This is a genomic window from Pseudoalteromonas peptidolytica (genome assembly GCF_012641745.1).
Taxonomy (GTDB): domain Bacteria; phylum Pseudomonadota; class Gammaproteobacteria; order Enterobacterales; family Alteromonadaceae; genus Pseudoalteromonas; species Pseudoalteromonas peptidolytica.
Genome location: NZ_WEHZ01000027.1, coordinates 18,330 through 41,570, shown reverse-complemented (window position 1 = coordinate 41,570; position 23,241 = coordinate 18,330). Strand labels below are relative to the sequence as shown.

Here is a 23,241-nt window from a genome sequence, read left to right as displayed (position 1 = left end):
CTATTTTGAGGCGAGAAAATCTTGTCGATAACAGGACGCGGGAGCGGTGTTATTCCCAAAACTGTCTGGCTAGGGAAAGGTATAATTTAATGTGGTATTAAAGAGCAAAGTTTACAGGGGGAAGAGTGAGCGATAGCTGGAAACGATAAAAGGGCCTAAAAGGCCCTTTGGTGAAGTATCGTTCAAGTTAGTATGGTCACTTTAACCCCTTAAAGCAACCAACCAATTGTTTTGCAACTGCGGCTTATCTCAATAAGTTTCTAAGCTAGCGAGAGGAAGAAACCTGCAATTGCTGCACTCATGAGGTTAGCCATAGACCCTGCTAACACTGCTCTGAGCCCTAGGCGAGCGATATCCTTTCTACGACTGGGAGCCATACCCCCGAGTCCGCCTAGTAAGATGGCAATCGACGATAAGTTAGCAAATCCACATAAAGCAAATGTGACAATCGCTTGAGTGTGTGTGCTCAACGTATCGCGATAATTCATATAATCTAGGTAGGCAACAAACTCGTTTACTACCAATTTTTGGCCGATAAAACTACCTGCCGTTACAGCTTCCGACCAAGGTACCCCAAGTAGCCAAGCGACAGGGGCAAAGACGTAGCCTAAAATTTCTTGTAGCGTCAGTGTTGGGTAATCAAAGATTCCCCCAATACTACCTAATAAACCATTGAGTAAGGCAATTAGCGCTACAAATGCAAGTAGCATTGCACCTACGTTTAGTGCTAAGTGCATACCACTTGATGCACCAGATGCTGCTGCATCTATTACATTAACAGGTTTATCTTCGCCACTATCAACATCTGATAAATTTTCATGTGGCTTTTCGGTTTCTGGCACAATCATTTTTGCCATTAAGAAACCACCCGGTGCCGCCATAAAGCTTGCTGCTATTAGGTATTTAAGTTCAACACCAATCGCAACATAACCAGCCATTACCGAGCCAGCGACTGTTGCTAAACCGCCCACCATGACTGCAAACAATTCTGACTGCGTCATTTTTGGGATAAACGGTTTTACGATTAGAGGCGCTTCCGTTTGACCAACAAAGATGTTTGCTGTAGCGGAAAGCGACTCAGGTCGTGACGTTTGCAACAGCTTTTGTAAGCCGCCACCTAAAATCTTAATAATCCAATTCATTATGCCAAGGTGATACAACACAGCCACAAGTGCTGAGAAGAACACGATTACCGGCAATACTTGAATTGCAAAAATAAATCCTAGCGAGTCTTGTTGAGCCAAAGGACCAAATAAAAAGCCAATGCCATCATTAGCATAGCTGATTACCTTTGCAACCGCGCTAGACATTGAAGCTAAAACGTTTTTGCCTGCTTCAATAAAGAGTACAAAGCCGCCTATTAAGACTTGCAGTAAAAATGCGACGCCTACGGTGCGCTTATTAATAGCACTGCGGTTAGTCGAACACGCAAATGCTACACCTAGGAGCATCATCATACCCACTAGGCTCATAATTGTTGTCATGCCAATTTCCCGTTATTCTTGTAGCAAATATTTTATTTTACTTTTTATAATATCAATCGCAACGCGATTCATACCACCACGGGTCACAACCAAGTCGGCATTATGCTTGGATGGCTCGATAAACTGATAAAACATCGGTCTTACCGTTGCCTGATATTGTTCTACCACAGATGACAAACTTCTTCCTCTGTGCTCTATATCCCTTTGCATGCGACGCAGCAAACAAATATCCAAAGGTGTATCAATGAACACCTTTATATCAAACTCTTCACTTAATGCAGGATCACTTAACAATAAAATACCCTCAACGATTAGTATCTTTGCAGGATTAACTATTCGGGTTTTATCGCTACGTGTATGCTGTCCGTAATCGTAGGTAGGAACCTCTACAGATTCACCTTGGCGAAGCTTTGTTAAATGCTCGCGTAACAGCTCGTGTTCAAACGCATCAGGATGGTCATAATTCGTTTGAGTACGATGCTCTATAGGTAAATGCGATTGATCTTTATAATAGGCGTCCTCTTCGATTACCGCGATAGCGCCTGAGGCAAGCTCATTCACTAATTCGTTGTAAATCGTTTGACTAAAAAGAGACTTACCAGACGCAGATGCGCCAGCTATGGCTATAATAGTTCGTGTCACTAAAGTTCACACCCAGCAGTTGTTTATGTTGGAAGATCACAATAGCAAAAAAGACACGATTAATCTCTTTTGCCTCGCTTAATGAGCAAATTTAACGGGTTTGGCGGACTCAAAACAGGACTTATGTCCGCTGAAGGCAATTGATTGAAATTTGCAAGATCGCAACTTTTCGTGAATTTTGTGACTATTTTATGACAGCGGACTTATGTCCTGTACGATTTTTTTAACCAAACATAAAGTAACCAACGCTTACGGTAACCATGTATTTAAGAATAAATAACAGCCTAAGCAGTATAGAGAGGTATCTATGGCAAGAGCAATCATATTAATGGCGGATAGCCTAGGCATTGGCGCAGCACCAGACGCAGAACAGTTTGGTGACCTAGGTGCTAATACTCTCGCACATTTATTGCAGGCATACAGTGAAGAAAAAGGTGAAGCACTCGATTTACCTAATCTTTCTAAACTAGGTCTAATCGCAGCATGTGAAGCTGCGGGTAAAGAAACCTGCATCGTTGCACAAAATATCGAGCCAAGTGCAGCTTGGGGATATGCAAAAGAATTATCAAGTGGTAAAGACACACCGTCTGGCCACTGGGAAATGGCAGGGGTACCTGTATTGTTTGATTGGGGTTACTTTCCAAATACTAACCCATGTTTCCCGCAAGAGTTTATAGATGAGTTGTGCAAGCGTGCGGAAATCCCAGGTATTTTAGGGAACTGCTACGCGTCGGGCACCACTATTTTAGAGCAGCTGGGTGAAGAACATATGCAAACTGGTAAGCCAATTTGCTACACCTCAGTTGATAGCGTCTTTCAAATAGCCGCTCATGAGCAATCTTTTGGCCTTGACAAGCTTTATCAAGTATGTGAAATCGCACGGGCACTGCTTGATGAAATGAATATAGGACGAGTGATTGCGCGGCCATTTATAGGCACTTCAAGTGCCGACTTTATTCGTACCGGTAACCGTAGAGATTACTCCGTGTTACCACCTTCGCCAACAGTGTTGGATAAGCTAGCCAACGACGGCGGCGAAGTAATTAGCATTGGTAAAATTGCAGATATCTACGCACATCAAGGGATAACGCAAAAGCATAAAGCCCCTGGTTTGTTGAATCTACTAGCAAAAACAAGCGAAGTGATGGACTCTGCACCGGAGCACAGCCTTATTTTCACCAACTTAGTCGACTTCGACGAAAAGTTTGGTCATCGCAGGAATGCAGTAGGTTACGCTGAAGCGTTAGCTCAGTTTGATGCTTTTTTACCAGAGATTATTGCCAAATTAAAAGCAGATGATTTGCTTTTAATTACCGCCGATCACGGTTGTGACCCAACTGCTGAAGGCACAGATCATACGCGTGAATACGTGCCTGTATTGGCATATACACCGGTTATGAACAATACTCCGTTAGGAGAGAGACAAAGTTTTGCTGACATAGGTCAAACGCTTGCCCAGTGGTTTGATTTAGACGCAACACAGTACGGTGAAGGCTTTAAGGCCGAAATAAAAGCCTAACTAAAGGAAACAATATGAGCACTCCACACATTAGCGCAAAGCCAGGTGATTTTGCAGAAACGGTATTAATGCCGGGTGATCCATTAAGAGCAAAATACATTGCAGAAAACTTCTTGGAAGATGCTCGTCAGGTAACTGACGTTCGCAACATGTTTGGTTTTACAGGTACTTATAATGGTAAGCCAGTCAGCATCATGGGCTCAGGCATGGGCATTCCGTCGATGTCAATTTACGCACGTGAGCTTATAGTTAGCTTCGGCGTTAAGAACCTTATCCGTATCGGTACATGTGGTGGAATTAGCCAAGACATTAAGATCCGCGATGTTATTTTTGCCCAAGGCGCAAGTACAGATTCAAACGTGAACCGTGCTCGCGTACGTGGCTATGATTTTGCTGCTATCTCTGATTTTGGTCTTTTGGAAAATGGTGTAAATGCCGCGCGTCGTTTAGGTATTGATGCAAAAATTGGTAATGTATTCACGACAGATACTTTCTATCAAGCGGATAGCGAATTTTATAAAGAATTAGACAAGCTAGGTGTAATGGCCGTTGATATGGAAACGGCGGGCCTATATGGTGTTGCGGCTGAGTATGGTGCAAAAGCAATGGCATTATTCACTGTAAGTGATCATGTTATTACTGGTGAAGCAACACCACCTGAAGAACGTCAAAGTACGTTCAATGAAATGGTAAAAATTGCGCTAGAGTCAATTTAATACAATTTAAAAAGTTCCTTGGTAACGTAATCGCAGAGTTTTGGAGACACGCCTAAAACAAAGCGAATCACACCCAAAAAAGCCGCTCCTAGCGGCTTTTTTTTTGATCATCATTCTTTGATGTATTGAAAATTAGCCCGCACAAGATAAAGGTGGTAGAGTTTTAAGTAAGCCACTTTGTTTCATATAAATCAATACCAATTTGACTTAATACTTGCTCAATTTGAAGGAGTAAACCTGACGCTAACAGCGTTAAAAACTTCTTATTTAGAACAACTAAATAGCAAAACTTTTGCCTTGCCTACATATATGTAGGTAACTCAGCGATAGTAGGACGCGGTAGCGGAGGTATCGACAAGATTTTCGCGCCTTATAATAGACCACTTAATAAAGATAATTGATATAAACTGGTTTGAGTTAGGAGTAGTGACGATGCTCGCTATAGTTCTTTTTACTTTGATGACAAATAGTGGGGTTGGGCTGGATTGGGTTAGCCTTAACTCGCTAGTTAAAAATAAACCAGGTGAAGCAATACAAGCATACCAAATTGCACTCTCGCGAGACGATCTCACTCTACGTGACTACTATCGGCTTCATAGCCTTGCCATTCGTGCGGGGGCAATTACATTTAATAATTCAGTGTTGTTAACGGCACTGGAAGCGTTAAAAAATAAAGATTTTGATGCACTCATCGAGGAAAATAAAGTCAAACTACTCGCCAATATTGGCGTCGCTTATCGCTATCGCGAACAAAATCAACAGGCCATTTGGCACTATCGGTGCGCAATGAATGAGGCGACTAGCTCGCAGTATAAAGCGGCACTTAAAGTGAATATTGCCATTGCCTATACGCGAATCAATCAGCCTTCTCTTGGTTATAGCTTGCTTAAAAACATAGAAAAAAGATTCCTTCCAGATTACATGCGGGCAGGACTTGCAACTGCACTTGGGAATATTACGTTTGCACTAGGTGAGTCTGAAGAGGCGCTACGCTATTTTCAAGAAGCAGCAAAACAATATCGAGATGATGAAAATTATAAAGCAATGAGGCAAGTAAGTGTAAACAGCCTCGGAATACATCTCTTAAATGAAGACTTTGCTAGCTATCACAAAGTTTTGGCAGAAGTTGAGCTAGATGATGAGTTGATGAGCGCCAAGCAGCACTACCTATCTTGGCTTACTGAGTTAGAGCGCCTGTTAAAGCAAGGTAGCAATAAACCAAATTTGAATACGCCAGATATTATGAAAGCTTATGCGTTGGGTGCTGCAAAAGAGGATTATGCAGCGATGGTCAATGCCCATATTGATAAGTTTTCTCTCTCAATACCTAAAGTCGATGCACAGATTGTGGTTAAGGAGCCATTACCAATTGAACTGGGCAAGCCGTGGTGTTTAAACCTTTGACAAACGCCTGTTTTTTGCCATGGTTATGTTATTGCTTTTTATTGGTGAATAGCTACTTTTGGAGAAATCATGTCACAGTGGGTAAAAGGAGAGGTGATCGACATTGTTCATTGGACACAAACGCTTTTTAGTATTCGATTTAGAGCAGATATCGCGCCTTTTAAGGCCGGTCAGTACACTAAGCTAAGTTTAGTTGAACACGACGTTCGAACGTCCAGAGCCTACTCTTTTGTGAACTCTCCATCAGAATCAACTCATGAAGTTCTGGTTGTAAGTGTACCTGAAGGCAACCTGTCCCCTGCGTTACATCAGCTCAAAGCTGGGGACTTCATTGAGGTCTCTCATAAGGCCAATGGATTTTTTACCCTAGATGAATTACCGCCATGCGATACACTATGGATGATCTGCACAGGTACAGCCATTGGACCATTTTTGTCTATGTTGGATGACGGTGAAATATGGCAACGGGTAAAACAGGTGCACCTCATTCATGGCGTTAGACTCAATGCTGACTTGTGCTACCGAGCAAAGCTAGAGCAACTGCAAGCGCAAAGAGGTGAGTTTACTTATATCCCTTTAGTAACGCGAGAGCAACCTGAAGTGGGTTATCAGGGACGAGTTACGGAGCTTGTGGAAAACAAGCAATTATTAGCGCATTTTGGTTATTTACACTTCCCAGACAAAAGCCATTTTATGCTGTGCGGTAATCCCGATATGGTAAAACAACTCAGTGCTCAGTTACAGAAGATGGGTTTTGAACGTCATAGGCGGGCAAAGCCCGGTCAGATCACTGTCGAGCAATACTGGTAATAGCAATGCAGACTAGGTTTATCTTTTTGGTATATCTGACACTGGTATCTTGTAGCGTTATTGCCGTCCCAAAAGTCATCAAAGTCGTAGATGCAGCGAAAGAGAATGGAACGCCCCAGAATCAATACTTTCTGTCGGTTTTACGCTTGGCCCTAGATAAATCACAGCATAGATATGGCGAATACTGGTTGGAGCGCATCGACTTACCAATCAACCAGTCTCGACAGTTTAAAGAGTTAATTAAGCACAACATTGATGTATTTTGGACTGTCTCTACAGCTGCAAGGGATGGGCAAGCACAGCCTGTAGCTATCCCAATTGCATTTGGCAGTTTTGGTATTAGGGTATTGGTCAAAAATGTCGCTGATAAGGCCAAGCTAAATACACATTTGTCCTTATCGGAGTTGCAAAAGTTCAAGGTCTTATTAGGTAAAGACTGGCCTGATGTTGAGATTTTCGAAAAGTCAGGTTTTACAGTCGAAACGTGTATGGATGGCCTCACCTGCTATCGAGTGCTTACAAATAGTACCGGCAGGGTCTTTCCGAGGGGAATAATTGAAGTAATACCCGAAATAAGGTCTTTTGGAGATCAACGACTTAGCTACAATGGAAAGAATCTATTGCTCTACCCGTCTACAGTGTACTTCTACGTCAATAAGGAAGATAACAGCCTTCACCGTCGCTTGGAATACGGCTTAACCCAAGCGCTTAAAGATGGCTCATTAGCTGCACTTTTCTATGAAAGTAGCTTGATGGATGAACTAAAAAAGCACTTTAATCTGCAAAGTGCTTCGGTCCATCAAATAGGTAATCCTTTGATCAAGTCAAAAAAGCAGCTCGAGACAGTGACTCAATTACAAACCGAGCTGCTAAAACACCTTAACTATTCACCAGCTCGTTAAAGCTTTGGTTGTCTGCAAGGCTAGCAAAAGCTGGTTCATGTTGTAACTCATTCTTTAAGTTCGGTGCATACTCAAGCGCCATACGAATATCAGCCATTGCATCTGCATGTTGATAGAGCATGGCGTATGCACAAGCCCGTTGCCAGTAGGCATAGCCGTAATCGCTGTCGATTTCTAATGCCTGATTACATAGGTCGATAGCGGTGTTAGTTTGCCCAAGCTCCAATAGCGCATCGGCTTTGTAAGCAATAGCCTCAACATCTTCGGGCTTACGGTTGAGGATCTCATCGTAAATTTCAATCTTAGAATTCATATCACTTTCTAGGTTTGCTCGCATCCAAAGTGAGTGTACTTCGTTGGTGATTGAAATTTTCTTTTGATTATTGAGGATCTCCTCAGAGCGCTCACGTAGCTTTTCTTCTAATACTTGTAGGCGCTTTTCGTATTCATCGGTAATAGTACCTACACGCTGACTAACAATATCTTCAACTTTACTTTTTATGTCTCTAAATGATGACCATCCAACGACCACTAAAATTGAAGCAGCTGCGGTTATAAGAAAGAGCACGTTATTAATGGTGTCGGTGGTATAAGTGATAGCACGATCAGCGGTATCTAATTGTGAATGGCTGATTTTTTTTTCAATGTCAGCTCTAAGACGCATTTGATCTTCTCTTACCGCTTTTAGCTCATCAAGAATGTAACGCTCGATTAATGGACGGTACATGGGTTCTTGTAATTGGCTTAAAGCCTGTTGTTGTTGGTTTTCTGATGGCTTGTTCTGTGAGGACTGCTCTGAAGCTGAAGAAGTCAAACTAAAAGCGGCAAGAAAAATAAATAGTACTATGCTTTTCATATTAATAATCTAAAAATTATATTTTGCAATATGTTGCATGAGTTAAATAGGAATTGCAAAAGCTTAACAGAGAAAGCCGCTTGGCGTTGTCCTTTTTTTGTAATGTGGCCTTTATTGCTGATATTACTATTAAGTGGTGTAAGTTATGCCAACACTTTGCTTGTGGTGACTGAGGAGTGGCGTCCCTACAACTATACCAATGATGAGGGAGTCATTGTTGGTAGAGCGACCGACAAAGTACGTGAAGTGCTGTCGATGGAAGGGGTTAACTATGAAATAAAAAGCTTTCCGTGGATCCGCGCAATGGAGACGGCAAAGAGTAGGCCGAACACCTTGATTTATACCATCTACCGCACGACGCAGCGTGAGGAAGACTACGAATGGGCGTGTCCCTTGATCCGTCCCGTACCAATGTACTTTTTTAAACTGAAATCAAGAAAGGATATTAAGGTTACTCAACTTGAAGACGCGAAAAATTATACTTCGGCAGTGGTCAAGGGCAGCCTTTATCATGAATTTTTGCTTAAAAATGGCTTTATAACTGGTAAACATTTGATAGTTTCTGCGGAGTCTACTAGTTTTTACAAGCCATTCTTTAGAGGACGTATCGATCTTGTTATGTCAACGGAGTACTTGATGGGGGAGGCGCTTGCTGCCGCTGACATGGAATACGAAGATGTTGAACTGTTAGTAGAAGTAACAAAAGCGAATCAACAACGCGGCTGTATGGCTTTTAATAAACAAACCGACCCGCTGATAATTAAAAAAGTTCGAAGGGCATTGGCTGAGCATAATAATAAATTTGTTGGCCCATAGTCATTACCTTGTTATTTGCAGCCAACGTATGAGTTATGTGCTGTATTTTTTATTGAAGTTTAAAAACCTTGCCTCCGTTTAATAGATGATGAAATGAGGTGCAGCTTAAACGAGTCAAGTTGGGGGTGCTGAATAGTTATGAATATTGTTAAAACCATCTCAAAGCCTGAAAATGCCAAAGCCTTGGTTGTCTTAGTTGGATTGATAATGCTTGGCCGGTCTTTTTATTATTTTCTGATTGATGACTCGAACCTGATCATTTGTACGAGGCTTCAATGTATGCAGCCACAAGCTTCTATTTTACAAGTATTTAGAATGGAAATACCGATGTTCGTTATGACCATTATCTGGCCTATTGTATTTGCTGCGCTGAATTTAATAAATGACAAAGTACGTATCGCTCATCAAATGTTTTACACAATAATAGGTATACACTTTCTATCTTGTTTATTAGCTGCCGCTACTGTGTATAGGTTTGGAAATATTGGTGAAGGGGTTTACCTTGATGACACTTTTAGTTCTGTTATTGCAGTCGTAACGCTAACACTATTGTCATCAAGCTGTGCGATATATTTGTTCAGGAAGAAACTTCGTTTATTTGAGTGACAGGGAGTAACACGAAAAAAGAGAAACGCGCACCGTTGGTGCGCGTATTCAGTGCCATCGTGAAGGGGGGTTATCCTAATAGCCCGAGGGCTGTTCAAACCCTTCATGATAGTAAACGAAGGGTGACAGAAAAAAGATCAATTATTTTTTAAATTTTTGCAGCTTGTTGAACTACTATTGCGTGACGCTTTGCAAGACGCTGATGATTTTTGTCGTAGCCACCGCCAATCACGGTGGCTACGGGAATACCATGTTTATGGCACAACCCTAAAACCAGCGCATCTCGCTTTGCAATGCCAAGCCAAGATATATCGAGTTTTCCAAGGCTATCTCCTTGCCAAACATCGACCCCAGCATCATAAAAAACAATATCAGGGTTAAGGTCCAGCAGCAAAGACTCTAGCGTGTTCGCTACGATATCGAGGTAGCGGCTATCTGTTAAACCAATATCCAACCCTATATCTAAGTCACTTTGGTGTTTACGAAATGGAAAATTCTTTTCACAGTGAATTGAGCAGGTGAATACGTACGGGTTGTGCTTCAGCATAGCTGCTGTGCCATCGCCTTGGTGAACATCTAAATCAAAAATGAGCGCATTGGTGATCTTTTGTGTGTTGATAAGCTCTGTTGCGGCAAAAGCAAGGTCATTTACCATACAAAAGCCAGAACCAAAATCGAAATGTGCGTGATGTGTGCCTCCTGCAAGATGGCAAGCTGTACCGTATTGCAATGCTAACTCTGCTGTTTTCAGTGTGCCAAGTGGCGCAGTAAAGGTACGTGCCATCAGTGCATCTGACCACGGTAAGCCAATTCTTCGCATTGCCTTTGGGTCAAGTCGATTATGCCACAAGTCCCAAAGGTACTGTTCACAATGCACCAACTCAAGAGGCGATGGCGAGCCAAGCTCTGGCTCATAGACATTATTTTGTATTAGCCCTAGTGTCTTGAGCTCTTGATATAGACGTGCAAACTTACTCATCACAAAGCGATGTTGCGGATCAAAGTTAAATGAGTAATTGGGGTGGTAAACCAGCGGTAAGTTTGGGTTGTTCAAAAAAAGCTCGGGAAAAGTTACAAAGAGGTATGTTAACCATTGTATTAGCGAACAGCGCTATTTTGAAGCATGGAAAGACATAAATGACATGAACTGACATACAGCCAGGTCTCGGGGTTGGCCGTCTGAGTAAGCAAATGAAGGCAAAGCTACCTCGTTCTAGGTAGTAATTCTACTCTCCAAACCCCAATTCTTTTGCTTTTAATGTTGCTTGTGTCCGGTCTCGAACTTGCAACTTTGATAGCAAACAAGATACGGAGTTTCGGATAGTACCTTCCGCTTTATATAAGGTGTTGGCTATTTCTTTATTAGAATAGCCTTTGGCAATTAGTTGTAATATATCTCGCTCGCGGGTGGTCAGTTTGTCTAACGTGAGATCTGGCTTTTCCATTGTCTCAGCCAACTCTTCTTGAACAATAATCTCACCTTGATGAACTTGTCGGACAGCGGCGATTAACTCTTCTAATTCTATATCTTTGAGTAAACAGCCTTTGGCGCCAAGCGCCATAGCTTGTTTCAGCTTGGTAGTGTCATTAAACGTGGTGAGAATAATCACTTTAAAATTCACGTTGAAATTATCTAATGCGCTCAGTACATCAACACCATCTAAAGTAGGCATGCGCATATCCAAAAGAACAATATCGGTACTGATCTTATGCTGTCGTACTAGCTGTAAAAATTCGTCGCCACTGCCACAGTGACCTGCACACACGATATCACCACTTAGTGACAGCAACGCTCGCATTCCCTGTCGTACAAGCGCTTGGTCGTCGACCAGGTACACCGAAATTTTAGTCATTATTCACCCCAAATTGGATAGTTAATGTGACACCTTGTTTGGTTGCAACCGTCAGGCTGCCACCAAGCTCTTCAATCCGCTCTTGCATACCGACTAATCCATTACCAAAACGTATGCTGTTAAGTGTGATGCCATTATCACTTATCTTTATGATTAACCCATTGTGGTTATATACGCCCACCTGCATTTTGTCAGCTTTTGCATGTTTTAACGTATTGGTTATCGCTTCTTGGCAGCACTTTAAAACACAGTTTGCATAACTCAGCTTTTCAAGTAATGGATGATGTTCGTAATCAAGTTCGATGTTTAATCTTGGTATAGATTCAGTTAGTTTGATAAGGGCATCGTATAAATCTATATGCTCATTGCTACGTTTATCACTTACCAGATCACGAATACACGTAAGTGTTTCTCTGGCTTGCTGGTAACAACTATCAAGCAATTCATTCAACGGCTGCGCAGCGGTTCGACGTGCAACGTCTAAGTTGACAATGAGGCTGGTAATTTGGTGTCCAACATCGTCATGTAACTCACGCGCAAGTTGTAACCTTTCTTGTTTAGCAATACTTTGGCTGAGTAGAGACTGGGTTGCAGAAAGCTGACTATGCGCCAGTTGTAGCGCTTCTTTAGCCTCTTGCTCTTTTTGCATTCGCTTGCATACAACAAAGGCAAAAAGTTGAAAGCATGCAAACAACACGGCATTTAAGTATTCAAATCCATTGTGCCAGAAGAAGTACTGCGAACCGACGTAAAAGCACGATGTAAATATAATGTAGCCAAGAGCAAAGCTAAGCGGCACATAGAATGCCAGTATACCGACAAGTTTTACATTATAAATAAGATGGATGGCAGCAGGCGAAGTGATACTGATAGACTGGATCAGTATTGCAAGTACAACGAGCATTGCATATCTTGCCTTATATCCATAGTGCTTTTCAGATTCGTTGATACATAATAATACCAATAGCAGTATTGCGATATGCTGAAACCAAGGCAGCCACTGAACACTTTGCTTTACATACGTTAAGCTCGGTATAGCAACCGCTAGCCACGTGACAAGCGTTGTTATTAGCCAAGAAGTTGGGTAGCGAAAAAAGCCAGGCATCTAGTTACTCCTACCCAACAGCTGTTATTGGGTATCGTTATTCCTTTATCACTCAATAAATTATCCTATCAAATAAATATGACGCTGTGATGATGACGAATGTCACAACTTTTACCTTATGAATAAAATTGCAATATTTGTGACATCCCTAATCCTGCTCTATCTTTATGTAATAATCTTTTCATAATTAGGGATACGTGCGATGAAAAGTGTCAAAGCAAAACTGATCATAGCAGTCACGGTTGGGTTAGCGGTGATGTTAGTCGGGGCCATGATTACCGTTTTTACGATGAAACAGGTTTCCGAGCAATATGATGAACTTATCGACAATGAGTTGACGGCCAGAGAGCAGATTAATTTAGTGCTGGATGACTTTAAAACTCAAGTACAAGAATGGAAAAATGTACTAATTCGAGGTAGTGATCCTGCCTTATTAGAGAAATATTGGACAAGATTTGAAGCGAAAGAGCGTAACGTTCAGTCACAGGTGGACACAATTTTATCGCGCTACACATTGCCACAGTCTCTTCAAGATAAGCTTAAAAGCTACCAAGAAGAGCATCTCATATTAGGACAAAAGTATCGTGAATCTTTTGCTGTATTTAAACAATCAGGGTTTGATACTCAACTAGCAGATCGCCTTGTTCAAGGAATTGACAGAAAAGCAAGTGCTTACTTGCTTGAAATAAACAAACAGATCAACACCCTTGTTGAAGAACGTACAGCCGTGACTGTAGCGACGAAGCATCAGGTTATTCTGTTAAGCACGATCGGCTCTATTATAAGCGCGTTGCTGACTTTAGCGCTGTTGACATGGTATATGCAGCGTTTAATTACGCGACCAATTCATCATGCTTCTGTTGTTGCTAAAGCTATTGCACAGGGGCGACTCGACAATGAGGTTGAAGTTCACAGTGACGATGAAATTGGTGACTTACTACTCAACCTGCGGCAAATGCAAACTAACCTACTTGACGCGACTAAAAAACTTGAATTACAAGCTCGAGAAAATCAAAGGATCCGTTATGCGCTCGACAATGTAGCGGCTCCTGTGATGCTATGTGATGACCACAATCAGGTTATTTATGTAAACCGTCAATGTGAGGCTTTGTTCCAGCGCTATCAAGCACAACTAGAGTTACCACCGCGAGTAGTACACAGCGCGATTCCCAGTGCATTACTCCATAGCTCGGATGCCCTTGCACAAGCCGCCGGGTCGCTGCTGAAGCAGCTGGAGTGGGAATGGTGTGTTGACACCGTCATTATTGCAGCGACGGCCAACCCAGTCACTGATCAAAATGGTGTGTTGCTTGGAACCGTGTTTGAATTTGCAGATTTGAGTCAAGTAAGACGCGCTGAAAAACAAGTTGAACAACTTATTCAATCAGCATCTGCTGGCAAGCTGTCTGAACGTGTGAATTTGGAAGGCTATGTCGGTTCAATGAAGCTGATTGCCAATGGTTTAAATAAACTGCTTGATGCAGTAGAGCAACCTATAAAACAAACAAAACAGCACCTCATCGCACTTTCTAAAGGAGAGATCCCTGAGCAAGTTAATACGCAATTTAAAGGCGAGTTTGCCCAGATCCATACCGCATTAGAACATGCAACGGCATCCCTATCGCTACTGATTGAAGATACGTATAGCTTGGTTGCAGCAGCAGGCAAAGGAGCCTTATCTACACGTGTTGATGAAACCAAGCATCAAGGTGAATTTAGAAAAATTATCCGTGGTGTTAATGAAACATTAGATGCGGTATCAAAGCCCGTAGCATTGACGAGTGACTACCTAGAAAGTATAGCAAATGGCCAACTTCCAGAGCTAAATAAAGCTGGCTACAAGGGCGAATTTGAGCGTATTTATCAAAGCTTGGTGCGTAGTATTGATGCGATTGAGAAAATGCTGACAGATGCAGAGAAGCTTGCAGAAGCTGCCAGCGAGGGGGATTTACATCATCGAGCAAAGGCTGATACACATCAGGGCGCTTATGCCAGCATAATTTTGGCGATGAATAAGACCTTAGACTCCATTGAAGCACCACTAACTGAGTGTATGAATGTGATGGACGGCCTGTCGCAGGGAAATTTAACACGACAAGTCGAGCAAAGTTACAGTGGAGATTTTGCCTTGCTGAAACAGTCTGTGAATACCAGTGTTGCGAATTTGGCAGATATGATCCAAAAACTGATTGCGATGGCTGAGTCGATCACTGTTTCAGTTCAGCAGATCACCACAGGTATCGAAGAGCTAAGTGAGCGCTCATCTTCACAGGCTGCTTCTATTGAAGAAACACGTGTATCTGTGGGAGAAATCACCGAAACCGTACACTCTAATGCTAGTAATGCACAATCAGCGAACCAACTTGCAATCTCGGTTAATCAACAAGCCAAACAAGGTGGAGAAGTGGTCGAAGCGACGATTGGGTCAATGGCAGAAATAACGAAAAGTGCGAGCGAAATCCTTACGGTGATAGAGGTTATTGATTCAATTGCTTTTCAAACCAATTTGTTGGCGCTTAATGCGTCTGTTGAAGCTGCAAGAGCTGGAGAAAAAGGCAAAGGGTTTGCAGTAGTAGCTGCTGAAGTGAGGAATTTAGCATTACGCAGCGCAAGTGCCTCAAAAGACATCTCAAAGCTTTTGAGCGATAGCACCAGCAAGGTGAAGCAAGGCTCGAAATTGGCTTCAGAGTCAGGAAAAACCTTGAAAACCATAGTTGAAAATGTCTATGGTTTAGCCTCACAAGTGCAAACAATAGCAGAAGCTTGCGATACACAATCTTCTGGCATTGAGCAAATCAACCTTGCAATTAAGCAAATTGATGGCATTACACAGCAAAATAATACATTGGTTGAGATGACCAACGCCTCAGGACTTTCTTTACTGAGTAAAGCGAATGAGCTTCGCGATATGGTTGAGCAATTTGATATTGGGAAATCCAAAACCGAATTAATAAAATGTGTGGGCTAACAAGACCTTACCAATAAGACAGTGTGTTTTTGATAAAGTCTTTACTATAAGCACTGTTTAATTCTGGCAGGGTGACCCGTTAAGGTGGGCGGTCACCATTTGCGCAACACTGTGCTTCAACCAATGAGGTCCTTCATCTGACATATCGTTATGCTTTGCTTTTGCTATGGTCACTACGCAGCTATGATACTTTTTAAGTTCTTCGTTATTTGGCAATACGCCCGGATCTGCTGGGAAATCACTTGCTCGGATGGAAAGCACCTTGATTTTTGGATCCCTTGGTAGCGGTACGCGGCGGTGATCCAATGTAATAATATGATCAGCAAATGTAGCACCATGATTGATAAGCCATGCGGATATATCTCCACCATTGGAATGTCCAATAAGCAATACTTTATCGAAGTTATACGCTGGTAGCTGAGTTTTAAAATGGGCGCGAATAAAAGATAAGGTGTCTGCACCTCTTTGCCAATTTTCAGCACGTGTTTCGTATAAGTTACCTTCTACAGACAGCGGTGGATCGCTTGGTAATTCGTGTCCAACCGCGACGACTAAATAACCGGCTCGATTGAGCGTTTTCGTCAAAAATTGGTAGTCTTTATGCGACACTCCATACCCTGCACTTAACATTGCAACGGCGCAGCGAGCAGTGGGTGAGCAGTTAACCGCGTTATCAGGAAAGTAGGTTTCAATGGGGATCTCTCTATCACGAGAGGGATCTGTTACTGTTTGTGCAAGTGAACAAAAAGGTAGAAAAAATAAGTAAATTACTAACGCTCTGAACATGTATGCAGTCCTAAAAATGGCGGCGTCTAATTGCTACGCCGCCTTTGGTTGGTGATTAATATCAATTAGACTTAATACTTGCTCAATTTGAAAGAGTAAACCTGACGCTAACCGCGTTAAAAATTTCTTATTTAGAACAACTAAATAGCGAAATTTTTGCCTTGCCTACAGGATATAGATACCTTGGCGTGAGCAGGACGCGGAAGCGGTGTTACCGACAAGATTTTCTCGCCTCAAAATAGACCACTTAATTAAGATAATTGGTATAAATATAATTTTGTTTTAGGATAATTATTGGTTGCCCTTAGCTATTATCCTTTGTCGAAGTTTTAAATCGACTTTGTGTCAACACTGTTGGGTATAACTACCACAAGCTCAACTTAATTGGTTTAAAAATGCCGTTATTGAACTTAATTCTCTTTGCTTTTTATTGACGCATGTTTTTGTAGCTAACTCAAGCTGTTGCAAACTCTTTTCTAGCCCATCAATATCGGAACGCATCGGTTCGAAAAACTGCTTAGCTTGATTGAGGTGTGATGTATCACAACGCGAAAATAAATAGAAAGGTAACCTTGGAACCGCAAATGGCGGGAGTTTTGTTTTAAGGCTTGTAAAGTTGTTATAAAACCATTTTTGATAACGCGCTTTTCGCGCTTTACCTTGTTTGTTACCCGCTAAGATATACCCTAAATCAGAGGCCGTGACCTGCTTAGTGAGCGCATACTTAAGCATTTCTTGTTGCAAAGCTGGCTCACCAAAATAACCCATTGCTGACAGCAAGTGCGTACGTTTGCTTGGATTAGTCGTTGACTCAAACTGCTGCTGATATGCCTTTAATAGCTCAGCACTGCCATAATAAGCTGCTATTTTTAAAAAGCTTTCTACTAGGTATGGGTCAACCTTATCTGCGTTGCTGAGATAAAGTAGCGCTTGCTTTTTGGCGTGGGTAATAATCTCACTATGCTTAGTCTCAAAAGCCAGTATTTCTATTAGCTGAGCGCGGATCTCAGAGCTAGCTGGTTGCTCCTCTTTAGTCGCTGTTAGCCCATAATGCTTAAATGCAGGCTCAATATAGGTGGCAAAAAATGCCGCCCAGCGCTTTTGGTCAATATTCTCTTTATACAAATGATATTGACTGAGTAAACTCGTCAATGCGGTTTTAGCGACCTCAGGGTGGTCATCATTAGTATAGTGGCCTAATGTTGTCATGAGGGTGGCAGTATCAATCTTTCCGGCATCTAATAGCGCCTCGACATTATCAAGCACATCCAGTTTTTCACGTGTATTGAGCTTGCTGGTGGCGTGCTGCGTTAAGCCAATGAGGTTTTCTGATGAAAGCTGCCAGCGGTAGTAACCTGTGACATTGGCATTAGGTAATATCCACTCAGGTTCAAATGCCAGCGTGACTTGCTTAGATTGTGCGTCGAGTAGCAGCGATGTGGTGGCCGATTGTTCCCCTTTCCCATAACGTAGAATGATTGGAATGTGCCAAGTTTGAGATGGTACTGTTTGCCCGTGAATCGCAAAACGTTGTTGTGATATTGTCAGTGTTGCGCCCTTTTGTTCCACGGTTAGAAGTGGAAAAGAAGCTTGAGAAACAAAAGAGTTTAACACAGCGGCAACCTCTTTATTCGAGACTTTACTCAATGCGCTCCAGAGATCTTTTGCCTCGGCATTTTTATGTGCATACTGACGGACATAGTTTCGCATGCCTTGCTTAAAAACGTCCTCTCCTAACCATTGTTCGACCATATACAAAATGGCACTGCCTTTACTGTAAGCTAGCCACAAGCCATCCATAATGTCTGCTTCGGTATTGATTGGCTTTTGAATAGGAGAGGTCGTGGCTTGAGCATCAAAGTCCATCGCGTAGTGTTGCAGCAATGCCAAGTTAGATTCCAGTTCAGGATGGAGCTGGTGGGTGATTTTGGATGCAATCCATGTCGCAAATGCTTCGTTGAGCCATAAATCGTTCCACCACTTCATTGTTACTAAATTTCCATACCATTGATGTGCTAACTCGTGAGTAATAATATTGAGGTGATCAATACGAACACGTTGAGTTGAACGAGCTGGGTCGATAAGTAAAATATCTTCTCGGTATGTTACTAGGCCTGCGTTTTCCATTGCTCCAAAAGGAAACTCAGGTACGGCGACTTGATCCAATTTTTTATAGACATAGGGAATGTCAAAATACTTTTCCAGTGCTGTTAATATTTTTGGCGTATTTTCAATGCTATATGCGGCAAGACTTGACTTGTTTTGCGGTGTAATTAGGTTTCCAGGAACAGACATTCCCGGTACTTTTAGCACTTCAAATGGTCCAACCGCGATCGCTAGTGAATAAGATGGTAGTGGAAGTGTTTTATCAAAGTAATGAGTAACCAGCCCTTTTGATTTTGTTGTTTTTAGCAATGGTGTATTGGTAAAGACTTTTTGATCTTCAGGCGCTGTGATGGTTATTTTAAAGGGGATCTTATATTCAGGTTCATCAAATACAGGAAATGCACGGCGTGCGTCGCTCATTTGAAATTGGCTGAATAGATAGGGAACTCCATTATCAATCGTTTTATATAAACCAACACTTTTCCGATTATAAGGTGCAGTATAATCCATCGTCAGGGTGTAACGACCTTTGGGGAAGCTATGCTCACAGCTGAGCTTAACTTTACCAGTTTTAAGCATTTGACTTTCAAGATTGCAAAATTGTTTACCGTTTAATTTTGCGGTTTCAATGTTGTAATCAAGGCCGTTAACTTCAATGAATGACGTCTCGTTTAAAACCTCCAGTGTAATGACTGTACTGCCCGAAAATACATCTTTTTTGGGATCTAAATTAAAAGCCACAGTTTGCGATAGTGGCTTTGCTACTGGTGCCAAGCGATGGAGTGCTGCGTTATCCTGTGCGAGAGATACAGTACTTATCATTAACAAGACAGTACCGACTGATTGATGTGTATTTAGCATAAAATTCCTTGCCTATTGTGATAGTGTTATTTTTGCTTGGCTAATTATCAATTTGACCAGAAAACCCTGAATAAAACAGGTGAGTCGCAATGCTGCTTCTATGTCAGCATGGCTTTCTTACATCATAGCGATAAGTTAAATAAACCTGAGTTTCGGATCATTAATGCCTTCCTTGCAGCCAGTTTTAGCGCTAACTGCGTTAAATTCACCTCTAATAGCCAGCTATTGGTACGTAAATTCGCCTTGCCTACAGGATGTAGTTACCTTAGCGAGAGCAAGACGCGGTAGCGGTGTTTCCCCCAAAACTGTCTAACTAGAGAAGGGATAATTTAATGTGGTTTTGAAAACAATGAGTTAGCCCACTCCTTATCCAAACCTCAGGTTAAATTGAGCAAAAAATATTATTATTATAAGGGCTTGTTGATCTTTACCGTTTTACTTTTTTCTCCTGAGTGAGTTTTAGTCGCAGCGCTCGGTTTGCCGTTTAGTGATCTAGGCAAATGTTGAGCAACAATGAACTAAGTGCACTCAAGTGAACCCAAACTGCTGCAAAAACAAACTTGAAAGATAAACAGAGTCCAACTTTTCAGCACGTTGAATGGTTTATCGATACCAAGCAATCGTGGTGAGCAGGGGTTACCTGCGTCCCCTTTACCATAACAATTTCTCTGTCTGTAGGTAGGCAATTTATCGTTAAATTTTATGTAACAAAAAGTGTTCTTCAACAGCTTTTGTGTTTCACCTTGAAAGTTAACTACAGGATAGTTTAAATAGCAAAAATACAAATGTATTGCGCGTTTTAGTATCTAATGTGCTCAAGGTATACCACGGCTAAATAAGCAAATTTACGTGCAAAATGTAGGTGGCTCGAAAAGTAATAATTATCGAGCGCTTGGCTATTTATGCTTTATCACGTGTTCAAGTTTTAAGTATGAGCCAATGAAATTTAACCAGTTCACGAGCGTCCATTTAGGCTTGGGTTTGCTGTAGTGCATCGTCTTTCCTTTACTAATTTTACGTAATCAATAACTGTATATTGGTTCAAAATATGGCAGGATACCAACGATGTTTAATTACAATTAATATAAGTTGAACTTATGGATAAGAGGCTCAGATACCTAAACGCGTTACGTTGCTTTGAAAGTGCAGCTAGGTTGCAAAGTTATACACAAGCCGCATCAGAATTGAATATTACACAAGCTGCGGTGAGCCAACAAATGCGCCAACTAGAAACAGCCCTGGAAGTTAAATTATTTGTTAGAAAAGGTCGTAACATGCACCTAACTGAAGCCGCTGAGGTACTGTTGACGTCAACTCAAGGTGCATTTAACCGTCTAATTGATGGCTTAAATCAGATCCAAATGCAAGAAATGGCAGGGAGTTTAACTATTACTTCAACACAGTCATTTTGTTCATTATGGTTAATGCCCAATTTATGCTCCTTCTATGACGCTTATGATGATATTCAAATTCGTGTACTTGGCTCTAACCGCTTAGAAGACATCAGGCTTAATCATATTGATGTAGCGATCCGGTTCTCAACTAAGGCCGATTTAGCTTGCCCTACAGGACTTGAACAGATTTACTTGGGGGGAGATAAAAGTTACCCAGTTTGCTCAGCAAATTATAAAGCAAAACTCGATCTTAAAACGCCCGCGGATTTAGCAAGATGCGATTTAATCCATCACGATGACAATAAAGTGAGCTGGAAGGAGTGGTTTGAGGCGCAAGGTTTATGTGCCACGAGTGCTTGTGCAAAAGGGCCGCATACACGTGTTTCATCCAATGATTTAGCGCTGAGTGCAGCATTAAAAGGGCAAGGCGTTGCATTGGTTTCTAAGGAATTATTTTTAGACTTTCAACAAGCAGGGCTTATTGTACAGCTTTTTGATATTCCGCATCCTGTAGTCTGGCAGCGTTATGTACTTTATGACCCTCATTCACCTAAACGCAAACGTATTCAAGTATTTATAGACTGGCTAATCGACAGTCTTCCTTAAATAGCGCTAATCGGTATGCGCACTAACAAAGTCATATTATGTCTTTCTTATGGCTAGTTTTCACGTTTTTCGCATAAATTCGCCTTGCTTACTTTGGGAGGCACCCAGCTACCGCTAAGGTACCTACATCGATGTAGGCAAGGCAAAAACTTTGCTATTTAGTTGTTCTAAATAAGAAATTTTTAACGCTGTTAGCGTCAGATTTACGCCTTCAAATTGAGCAAGCATAAAGTCTAATTGGTATAAGTATTGCCATTATCTGGCTGTGTTAATTTTTGGTTTTTATTCTGTGTCTTTTTTGTGTTGTTTGTATATTGCGTGCAATCGCTATAAAAAGGAGGTACACTGCCAATAGGTTGCTTAACGGACAAATTAAAAGGACATTAATTTGAAATTTATTATTTCGCTATTTCCAGCACTGATCTTAACCAAAGTGGTCTTTTATGTATGGGATTTCGATTATCTCATGATAGGTGAACCCTTGGATGTTGGTAAGTTGCTAATAGATATTAGTGTGTTCGGTTTTTTCTATTTTATTGCGCTTTTAGCATACGATCACTTCTTTGGTGAGAAGCTACAATTGGAGCGCTCATCGGCAAAACAAGTTGTTAATAAAAAGAGAGGCAGTTCAACCTAATATTTACACTTCTCCTGTTTTGGTTTAACGATTTTTGAATGTGCATGTCAATTACTTCTACATGGTCAACTCACTTATAATTGTTGGGTATAATTTACATCCCTCTGCATTTTTTATCTTCTATACTGTAAATAATTCTCTAACTAACTATGGCCAGAGCTAGTTGTTAGTCCAGCAACGCATAATATTACGAGACAACCGATTAGATGCGAACGCCTGATTAGCGCCGGTGTTACCCCCGTTCTCTCTGGCTAGATAAGGAAGTAAGTTTATTGCTGGCATCATTGTTGCTGCTACATCGTATTCATCACGTCTAGGAGAAAAATATGGATTTATTGAGAATTATTATCGCAATTTTACTACCACCTCTGGGGGTTTTCTTACAAGTAGGCCTTGGTGGTGCTTTTTGGTTGAACATCTTGCTTACGTTACTTGGATACATTCCGGGGATTGTGCATGCTGTATGGGTCATTGCTAGAAGGTAACAAGCGTCACGGTCATCTTTGCAGGTCTGCCGTTTAACCTGCAAAGATCTCAATGATGATGGGGACAACTGAAAGTACCAAGAGCATTGCCATTATAAAATTAAACCACCGACGTGCTTTAGCACTCTTCAAAACATGTTGGAGTGTTGAACCGAACACCAGCCAAACTCCCACGCAGGGAAATGACACCAAAAGAAAGACGACACTAATCATGACATGCTGATATGTAAACTCTGTACCCGTCGTTGTATAAGTTGAAACCGCCCCAACTGCAACTATCCACGCTTTAGCGTTCACCCACTGAAATAATGCACCTTTTAGAAATGAAAATGGCATTGTGTGGGTTTCGGCGAGTTTGATACTTGATGACTTGGCAATTTGATATGCGAGGAAAAGCAGATAAACAACGCCTATGCACTTGAGTAAATAATGCAGTATGGGATAGCGGGCAAACAGTGTTGCAAACCCAAGACCGACTAGCAGTAGCATGATGGCAAAGCCTGCACATATACCACTAAGTAATGGGATACTGTTTTTTAACCCAAAGTTCATGCCTGACGACATCACCATGATGTTGTTGGGTCCGGGGGTTACTGAAGAAGCAATAGCAAATAAGGTGACTGCAATCAGATAATCCAAGTTTCTTTCCTTAATACTTGTCACTTTACTTTTTTATATCACAACG

General features: G+C 41.6%; 20 protein-coding genes. 11 read left to right on the top strand and 9 right to left on the bottom strand.

From position 1 onward, the window contains the following. Positions 1-260 precede the first annotated feature (260 nt). On the bottom strand, positions 261-1,484 hold the full coding sequence (locus tag F9Y84_RS16290) for a NupC/NupG family nucleoside CNT transporter (RefSeq protein ID WP_125251830.1): 1,224 nt from the start codon (positions 1,482-1,484) through the stop codon (positions 261-263). A gap of 12 nt (positions 1,485-1,496) precedes the next feature. Next, on the bottom strand, positions 1,497-2,126 hold the full coding sequence (udk, locus tag F9Y84_RS16285) for a uridine kinase (RefSeq protein WP_125251829.1): 630 nt from the start codon (positions 2,124-2,126) through the stop codon (positions 1,497-1,499). A gap of 307 nt (positions 2,127-2,433) precedes the next feature. Here udk and F9Y84_RS16280 point away from each other — a divergent pair, with 307 nt between their 5' ends. The 5 genes from F9Y84_RS16280 to F9Y84_RS16260 all read left to right on the top strand — a co-directional run bounded on the left by F9Y84_RS16280 (position 2,434) and on the right by F9Y84_RS16260 (position 7,477). Then, positions 2,434-3,645: a phosphopentomutase gene (locus F9Y84_RS16280; RefSeq protein ID WP_147391405.1), complete on the top strand. Its 1,212-nt coding sequence runs from the start codon at positions 2,434-2,436 to the stop codon at positions 3,643-3,645. Positions 3,646-3,659: 14 nt separating this feature from the next. After that, on the top strand, positions 3,660-4,361 hold the full coding sequence (gene deoD / locus F9Y84_RS16275; protein ID WP_125251827.1) for a purine-nucleoside phosphorylase: 702 nt from the start codon (positions 3,660-3,662) through the stop codon (positions 4,359-4,361). A 432-nt stretch (positions 4,362-4,793) separates the two neighbouring features. Then, positions 4,794-5,765 carry a tetratricopeptide repeat protein gene (locus F9Y84_RS16270; protein WP_211091668.1) on the top strand — a complete coding sequence of 324 codons (972 nt, stop codon included), beginning with the start codon at positions 4,794-4,796 and terminating at the stop codon, positions 5,763-5,765. A 69-nt stretch (positions 5,766-5,834) separates the two neighbouring features. Next, a complete protein-coding gene (locus F9Y84_RS16265) occupies positions 5,835-6,575 on the top strand; it encodes a ferredoxin--NADP reductase (protein ID WP_147391045.1) in 741 nt (246 codons plus the stop codon). A 5-nt stretch (positions 6,576-6,580) separates the two neighbouring features. Beyond that, positions 6,581-7,477, top strand: a complete 897-nt coding sequence (locus F9Y84_RS16260; protein WP_147391046.1) for a hypothetical protein — start codon at positions 6,581-6,583, stop codon at positions 7,475-7,477. Here the strand turns inward: F9Y84_RS16260 and F9Y84_RS16255 are convergent. Then, on the bottom strand, positions 7,455-8,333 hold the full coding sequence (locus tag F9Y84_RS16255; protein WP_147391047.1) for a TPR end-of-group domain-containing protein: 879 nt from the start codon (positions 8,331-8,333) through the stop codon (positions 7,455-7,457). The two genes, F9Y84_RS16260 and F9Y84_RS16255, sit on opposite strands and share 23 nt — an antisense overlap. A 114-nt stretch (positions 8,334-8,447) precedes the next feature. Between F9Y84_RS16255 and F9Y84_RS16250 the strand changes: the two genes are divergently transcribed. Next, the gene (locus F9Y84_RS16250) at positions 8,448-9,149 is read left to right on the top strand and encodes a substrate-binding periplasmic protein (protein WP_225740838.1); all 702 of its coding nucleotides are present in this window, start codon (positions 8,448-8,450) and stop codon (positions 9,147-9,149) included. Between the two features lie 138 nt (positions 9,150-9,287). Continuing rightward, positions 9,288-9,755 (top strand): hypothetical protein, encoded by a 468-nt coding sequence (locus tag F9Y84_RS16245; protein WP_147391049.1) that lies wholly within the window; start codon positions 9,288-9,290, stop codon positions 9,753-9,755. A 148-nt stretch (positions 9,756-9,903) separates the two neighbouring features. Here the strand turns inward: F9Y84_RS16245 and F9Y84_RS16240 are convergent, their stop codons facing one another. The 3 genes from F9Y84_RS16240 to F9Y84_RS16230 all read right to left on the bottom strand — a co-directional run bounded on the left by F9Y84_RS16240 (position 9,904) and on the right by F9Y84_RS16230 (position 12,713). Beyond that, positions 9,904-10,809 carry a histone deacetylase family protein gene (locus tag F9Y84_RS16240; protein WP_147391050.1) on the bottom strand — a complete coding sequence of 302 codons (906 nt, stop codon included), beginning with the start codon at positions 10,807-10,809 and terminating at the stop codon, positions 9,904-9,906. 172 nt (positions 10,810-10,981) lie between these two features. Continuing rightward, positions 10,982-11,608, bottom strand: a complete 627-nt coding sequence (locus F9Y84_RS16235; RefSeq protein WP_147391051.1) for a response regulator — start codon at positions 11,606-11,608, stop codon at positions 10,982-10,984. Continuing rightward, positions 11,601-12,713, bottom strand: a complete 1,113-nt coding sequence (locus F9Y84_RS16230; protein ID WP_147391052.1) for a sensor histidine kinase — start codon at positions 12,711-12,713, stop codon at positions 11,601-11,603. The genes F9Y84_RS16235 and F9Y84_RS16230 overlap by 8 nt, the downstream gene beginning before the upstream one ends. Positions 12,714-12,915: 202 nt before the next feature. Between F9Y84_RS16230 and F9Y84_RS16225 the strand changes: the two genes are divergently transcribed. Beyond that, entirely contained in the window at positions 12,916-15,681 is a 2,766-nt protein-coding gene (locus tag F9Y84_RS16225; protein WP_147391053.1) for a methyl-accepting chemotaxis protein, read from the top strand. Positions 15,682-15,738: 57 nt separating this feature from the next. Here F9Y84_RS16225 and F9Y84_RS16220 read toward each other — a convergent pair whose 3' ends face one another. Both F9Y84_RS16220 and F9Y84_RS16215 read right to left on the bottom strand, forming a co-directional pair. Beyond that, complete coding sequence (locus F9Y84_RS16220) at positions 15,739-16,467, bottom strand: alpha/beta hydrolase (protein WP_147391054.1); 729 nt, start codon at positions 16,465-16,467, stop codon at positions 15,739-15,741. A 375-nt stretch (positions 16,468-16,842) separates the two neighbouring features. Beyond that, on the bottom strand, positions 16,843-19,434 hold the full coding sequence (locus F9Y84_RS16215) for a M1 family metallopeptidase (RefSeq protein WP_147391397.1): 2,592 nt from the start codon (positions 19,432-19,434) through the stop codon (positions 16,843-16,845). A gap of 1,097 nt (positions 19,435-20,531) precedes the next feature. On the opposite strand from F9Y84_RS16215, the gene F9Y84_RS16210 reads away from it, so the two are divergent. The 3 genes from F9Y84_RS16210 to F9Y84_RS16200 all read left to right on the top strand — a co-directional run bounded on the left by F9Y84_RS16210 (position 20,532) and on the right by F9Y84_RS16200 (position 22,556). After that, positions 20,532-21,434 (top strand): LysR substrate-binding domain-containing protein, encoded by a 903-nt coding sequence (locus F9Y84_RS16210; protein WP_125251815.1) that lies wholly within the window; start codon positions 20,532-20,534, stop codon positions 21,432-21,434. A gap of 388 nt (positions 21,435-21,822) precedes the next feature. After that, complete coding sequence (locus tag F9Y84_RS16205) at positions 21,823-22,071, top strand: hypothetical protein (RefSeq protein WP_125251814.1); 249 nt, start codon at positions 21,823-21,825, stop codon at positions 22,069-22,071. A 326-nt stretch (positions 22,072-22,397) separates the two neighbouring features. Continuing rightward, a complete protein-coding gene (locus F9Y84_RS16200; protein ID WP_010369885.1) occupies positions 22,398-22,556 on the top strand; it encodes a YqaE/Pmp3 family membrane protein in 159 nt (52 codons plus the stop codon). Between the two features lie 33 nt (positions 22,557-22,589). On the opposite strand, the gene F9Y84_RS16195 is transcribed toward F9Y84_RS16200, so the two are convergent. After that, positions 22,590-23,195, bottom strand: coding sequence for a LysE family translocator (locus tag F9Y84_RS16195; RefSeq protein ID WP_147390915.1), 606 nt, complete (start codon positions 23,193-23,195; stop codon positions 22,590-22,592). Between the last annotated feature and the right edge of the window lie 46 nt (positions 23,196-23,241).

Bases quoted from the DNA above. Each gene is read 5' to 3' on its own strand.
- F9Y84_RS16230 (WP_147391052.1), bottom strand. From the start codon at position 12,713: ATGCCTGGCTTTTTTCGCTACCCAACTTCTTGGCTAATAACAACGCTT.
- F9Y84_RS16245 (WP_147391049.1), top strand. From the start codon at position 9,288: ATGAATATTGTTAAAACCATCTCAAAGCCTGAAAATGCCAAAGCCTTG.
- F9Y84_RS16235 (WP_147391051.1), bottom strand. From the start codon at position 11,608: ATGACTAAAATTTCGGTGTACCTGGTCGACGACCAAGCGCTTGTACGA.
- F9Y84_RS16220 (WP_147391054.1), bottom strand. From the start codon at position 16,467: ATGTTCAGAGCGTTAGTAATTTACTTATTTTTTCTACCTTTTTGTTCA.
- deoD (WP_125251827.1), top strand. From the start codon at position 3,660: ATGAGCACTCCACACATTAGCGCAAAGCCAGGTGATTTTGCAGAAACG.
- F9Y84_RS16255 (WP_147391047.1), bottom strand. From the start codon at position 8,333: ATGAAAAGCATAGTACTATTTATTTTTCTTGCCGCTTTTAGTTTGACT.
- F9Y84_RS16290 (WP_125251830.1), bottom strand. From the start codon at position 1,484: ATGACAACAATTATGAGCCTAGTGGGTATGATGATGCTCCTAGGTGTA.
- F9Y84_RS16260 (WP_147391046.1), top strand. From the start codon at position 6,581: ATGCAGACTAGGTTTATCTTTTTGGTATATCTGACACTGGTATCTTGT.
- F9Y84_RS16280 (WP_147391405.1), top strand. From the start codon at position 2,434: ATGGCAAGAGCAATCATATTAATGGCGGATAGCCTAGGCATTGGCGCA.
- F9Y84_RS16210 (WP_125251815.1), top strand. From the start codon at position 20,532: ATGGATAAGAGGCTCAGATACCTAAACGCGTTACGTTGCTTTGAAAGT.
- F9Y84_RS16200 (WP_010369885.1), top strand. From the start codon at position 22,398: ATGGATTTATTGAGAATTATTATCGCAATTTTACTACCACCTCTGGGG.
- F9Y84_RS16270 (WP_211091668.1), top strand. From the start codon at position 4,794: ATGCTCGCTATAGTTCTTTTTACTTTGATGACAAATAGTGGGGTTGGG.
- F9Y84_RS16225 (WP_147391053.1), top strand. From the start codon at position 12,916: ATGAAAAGTGTCAAAGCAAAACTGATCATAGCAGTCACGGTTGGGTTA.
- F9Y84_RS16265 (WP_147391045.1), top strand. From the start codon at position 5,835: ATGTCACAGTGGGTAAAAGGAGAGGTGATCGACATTGTTCATTGGACA.
- F9Y84_RS16215 (WP_147391397.1), bottom strand. From the start codon at position 19,434: ATGCTAAATACACATCAATCAGTCGGTACTGTCTTGTTAATGATAAGT.